Below are 4,787 nucleotides of genomic sequence, written 5' to 3' on the forward strand. Positions count from 1 at the left end.
TACTTAACGGTCAAAAATGCTTGAGCGTTATATGATCAAGCCGCACGGGCAATTAGTACGCGTTAGCTGCATGCATTGCTGCACTTCCACATCGCGCCTATCAACCTTGTCGTCTACAAGGGCCCTTCAGGGGACTCAAGTCCCGCGAGATCTCATCTCGAGGTGGGCTTCCCGCTTAGATGCTTTCAGCGGTTATCCCGTCCGTATATAGCTACCCAGCGATGCCACTGGCGTGACAACTGGAACACCAGAGATACGTTCCACCCGGTCCTCTCGTACTAAGGTGAACTCCTCTCAAATCTCGAACGCCCACGGCAGATAGGGACCGAACTGTCTCACGACGTTCTGAACCCAGCTCGCGTACCTCTTTAACCGGCGAACAGCCGGACCCTTGGGACCGACTACAGCCCCAGGATGAGATGAGCCGACATCGAGGTGCCAAACACTGCCGTCGATATGGACTCTTGGGCAGTATCAGCCTGTTATCCCCGGAGTACCTTTTATCCGTTGAGCGATGGCCCTTCCATACAGAACCACCGGATCACTTAGACCTACTTTCGTACCTGCTCGACTTGTTTGTCTCGCAGTCAAGCTAGCTTATGCCTATGCACTCAAGAGCGCGATTTCCGACCGCGCTGAGCTAACCTTCGCACTCCTCCGTTACTCTTTGGGAGGAGACCGCCCCAGTCAAACTACCCACCATACAATGTCCCTGTCCCGGATAACGGGACGAGGTTAGAACTTCGAGTTTACCAGGGTGGTATTTCAAGGACGCCTCCACCTGAGCTAGCGCCCAGGTTTCAAAGGCTCCCACCTATCCTACACAAGCAAACTCAAAATCCAGTGTAAAGTTATAGTAAAGGTTCACGGGGTCTTTCCGTCTTGCCGCGGGAACACTGCATCGTCACAGCGATTTTAATTTCACTGAGCCTCGGATGGAGACAGTGGGGCTATCGTTACACCATTCGTGCAGGTCGGAACTTACCCGACAAGGAATTTCGCTACCTTAGGACCGTTATAGTTACGGCCGCCGTTTACTGGGGCTTCGATCAAGAGCTTTGCCTTGCGGCTGACCCCATCACTTAACCTTCCAGCACCGGGCAGGTGTCAGACCCTATACGTCCACTTTCGTGTTTGCAGAGTCCTGTGTTTTTGATAAACAGTCGCAACCCCCTCTTCACTGCGGCCTACTTGCGTAGGCGTGCCTTCTCCCGAAGTTACGGCACTAATTTGCCGAGTTCCTTCATCCGAGTTGTCTCAAACGCCTTAGGATACTCTCCTCGCCCACCTGTGTCGGTTTCGGGTACGGATTCTTGATGCCTGAAGCTTAGAGGTTTTTCTTGGAAGCGGGGTATCAGGTACTTCGCCGCAAAAGCGGCTCGTCATCACCTTTCAGAATTGACCTCCCGGATTTGCCTAAGAGATCTTCCTACGGGCTTAAACTGCCATCCAACAGACAGCCACCCTAACCTTCTCCGTCACCCCATCGCAGCATCAACAAGTGCTGGAATATTAACCAGCTTTCCATCGACTACGCTTCTCAGCCTCGCCTTAGGATCCGACTCACCCAGCGCCGATTACCGTTGCGCTGGAACCCTTGGGCTTACGGCGAACGGGTTTTTCACCCGTATTGTCGTTACTCATGTCAGCATTCGCACTTCTGATACCTCCAGCAAACCTTACGGTTCACCTTCGCAGGCTTACAGAACGCTCCTCTACCACGCATATTGCTATGCATCCGCAGCTTCGGTACACCGCTTGAGCCCCGTTACATCTTCCGCGCGGGCCGACTCGACCAGTGAGCTATTACGCTTTCTTTAAATGATGGCTGCTTCTAAGCCAACATCCTGGCTGTCTTAGCCTTCCCACATCGTTCACCACTTAGCGGTAATTTGGGGACCTTAGCTGGCGGTCAGGGCTGTTTCCCTTTTCACGATGAAATTTAGCTCCCACCGTGTGTCTCCCGTGATTGCACTTGTAGGTATTCGGAGTTTGCAACAGTTGGGTAGGAACTTGTGCTCCCCCCAGACCGTAACAGTGCTCTACCCCCTACAGTGATACACGAGGCGCTACCTAAATAGCTTTCGAGGAGAACCAGCTATCACCCGCCTTGATTAGCCTTTCACTCCTATCCACAGCTCATCTCCGTCTTTTTCAACAGACGTGAGTTCGGGCCTCCATTGTGTGTTACCACAACTTCACCCTGGCCATGGATAGATCGACGGGTTTCGGGTCTACTCCCAGCAACTAATCGCCCTATTAAGACTCGGTTTCCCTACGGCTCCCCTATACGGTTAGCCTTGCTACTGAGAAGTAAGTCGCTGACCCATTATACAAAAGGTACGCCGTCACCCTTGCGGGCTCCGACTACTTGTACGCATCCGGTTTCAGGTTCTATTTCACTCCCCTCTCCGGGGTTCTTTTCGCCTTTCCCTCACGGTACTGGTTCACTATCGGTCGACAACGAGTATTTAGCCTTGGAGGATGGTCCCCCCATGTTCAGACAAGGTTTCACGTGCCTCGCCTTACTCGATTTCATCTCATATGTCCTTTCGCATACGGGGCTATCACCCACTATGGCCGGCCTTTCCAGACCGCTCTGCTAGAACATACAAAACTTAAGGGCTGCTCCGCGTTCGCTCGCCACTACTTGCGGAATCTCGGTTGATTTCTTTTCCTGCAGGTACTTAGATGTTTCAGTTCCCTGCGTTAGCTTCCGCCACCTATGGATTCAGTGACAGATAGGGCCGAAGCCCTGGGTTGCCCCATTCGGAAATCCGCGGGTCAAAGCTCGTTTGTCAGCTCGCCGCGGCTTATCGCAGACTACTACGTCCTTCATCGCCTGTTGTCGCCAAGGCATCCACCAGATGCGCTTGTTCACTTGATCATATAACCTCAAACATTCTTTCGAATATCGGAGATTCGGATCTCACTCTCGACAATCTTCGCCGTTAAGCACCTATGGCATTGAGTACGATTAACTTGCATTAATCGACTAATGACAACAGTGTTCAACTACTAAACCGTATTGTTAAAGAACAAGAATCCACATCGTGGACTCGGGGAAACATTCACGCGAATGTTTGCCTGAATCAACAAGGGCTTTTCCGAATCGTCTGGTGGAGCCAGTCGGGATCGAACCGACGACCCCCTGCTTGCAAAGCAGGTGCTCTCCCAGCTGAGCTATGGCCCCGGATACCCGAACGACATCTCCGAGAAACGACAAGGGCTGCATTAGTGGTGGGTCTGGCTGGATTTGAACCAGCGACCCCACGCTTATCAAGCGTGTGCTCTGACCAGCTGAGCTACAGACCCCCAGGCTGAAACAGACCTGACTCGGGCAGAACTGTGCGCTTCATCCGCGCAGCTCTCGATTCTATTTTTGCAAGTGACTTGTGTGGGCGCTCCCAATTGCGCTTGGAAGCATTCTTGAAAGGAGGTGATCCAGCCGCAGGTTCCCCTACGGCTACCTTGTTACGACTTCACCCCAGTCATCGGCCACACCGTGGTAAGCGCCCCCCTTGCGGTTAGACTACCTACTTCTGGTGCAACAGACTTCCATGGTGTGACGGGCGGTGTGTACAAGGCCCGGGAACGTATTCACCGCCGCAAATGCTGATCGGCGATTACTAGCGATTCCGACTTCACGAGGTCGAGTTGCAGACCTCGATCCGGACTACGAACAGCTTTTTGGGATTAGCTCCACCTTGCGGCTTGGCGACCCTCTGTACTGTCCATTGTAGTACGTGTGTAGCCCTGGGCATAAGGGCCATGATGACTTGACGTCATCCCCACCTTCCTCCAGTTTGTCACTGGCGGTCCCCTTAGAGTGCTCAACTAAATGGTGGCAACTAAGGGCAAGGGTTGCGCTCGTTGCGGGACTTAACCCAACATCTCACGACACGAGCTGACGACAGCCATGCAGCACCTGTGTCTAGGTTCCCTTGCGGGCACTCCCACATCTCTGCAGGATTCCTAGCATGTCAAGCCCAGGTAAGGTTCTTCGCGTTGCATCGAATTAAACCACATACTCCACCGCTTGTGCGGGCCCCCGTCAATTCCTTTGAGTTTCAACCTTGCGGCCGTACTCCCCAGGCGGAGAACTTATCGCGTTAGCTACGACACCGACTTGCAGAGCAAACCGACGTCAAGTTCTCATCGTTTACGGCGTGGACTACCAGGGTATCTAATCCTGTTTGATCCCCACGCTTTCGTGTCTCAGTGTCAGTACAGGCCCAGGTGGCTGCCTTCGCCATTGATGTTCCTTCCGATATCTACGCATTTCACCGCTACACCGGAAATTCCACCACCCTCTACCGTACTCTAGTCGTTCAGTCTCAGAAGCAGTTCCCAGGTTAAGCCCAGGGATTTCACAACTGACTTGAACAACCACCTACACACGCTTTACGCCCAGTAAATCCGATTAACGCTAGCACCCTCTGTATTACCGCGGCTGCTGGCACAGAGTTAGCCGGTGCTTATTCTTCAGGTACCGTCAAGACTCGATGTATTAGACCGAGTTTTTTCTTCCCTGCTTAAAGTGCTTTACAACCCGAAGGCCTTCTTCACACACGCGGCATTGCTGGATCAGGCTTGCGCCCATTGTCCAATATTCCCCACTGCTGCCTCCCGTAGGAGTCCGGACCGTGTCTCAGTTCCGGTGTGACTGATCGTCCTCTCAGACCAGTTACTGATCGTCGCCTTGGTAGGCCTTTACCCTACCAACTAGCTAATCAGACATAGGCTCCTCTCAGAGTGCTAGGCCTTGCGGTCCCCAGCTTTGGTCT

Annotated in this window: 2 tRNA genes and 2 rRNA genes; all 4 read right to left on the bottom strand. The window is 53.0% G+C overall.

The features are described 5' to 3' along the window. Positions 1-31: 31 nt before the first annotated feature. Positions 32-2,887: ribosomal RNA gene (locus K343_RS0118180) — 23S ribosomal RNA — on the bottom strand. A gap of 230 nt (positions 2,888-3,117) precedes the next feature. Beyond that, positions 3,118-3,193, bottom strand: a tRNA-Ala gene (locus K343_RS0118185). A 45-nt stretch (positions 3,194-3,238) separates the two neighbouring features. Continuing rightward, positions 3,239-3,315: transfer RNA gene (locus tag K343_RS0118190), tRNA-Ile, on the bottom strand. A 117-nt stretch (positions 3,316-3,432) separates the two neighbouring features. Continuing rightward, positions 3,433-4,787, bottom strand: a 16S ribosomal RNA gene (locus K343_RS0118195); the annotation flags it as partial.

The sequence above is a fragment of the Solimonas flava DSM 18980 genome (genome assembly GCF_000426685.1).
GTDB lineage: Bacteria > Pseudomonadota > Gammaproteobacteria > Nevskiales > Nevskiaceae > Solimonas > Solimonas flava.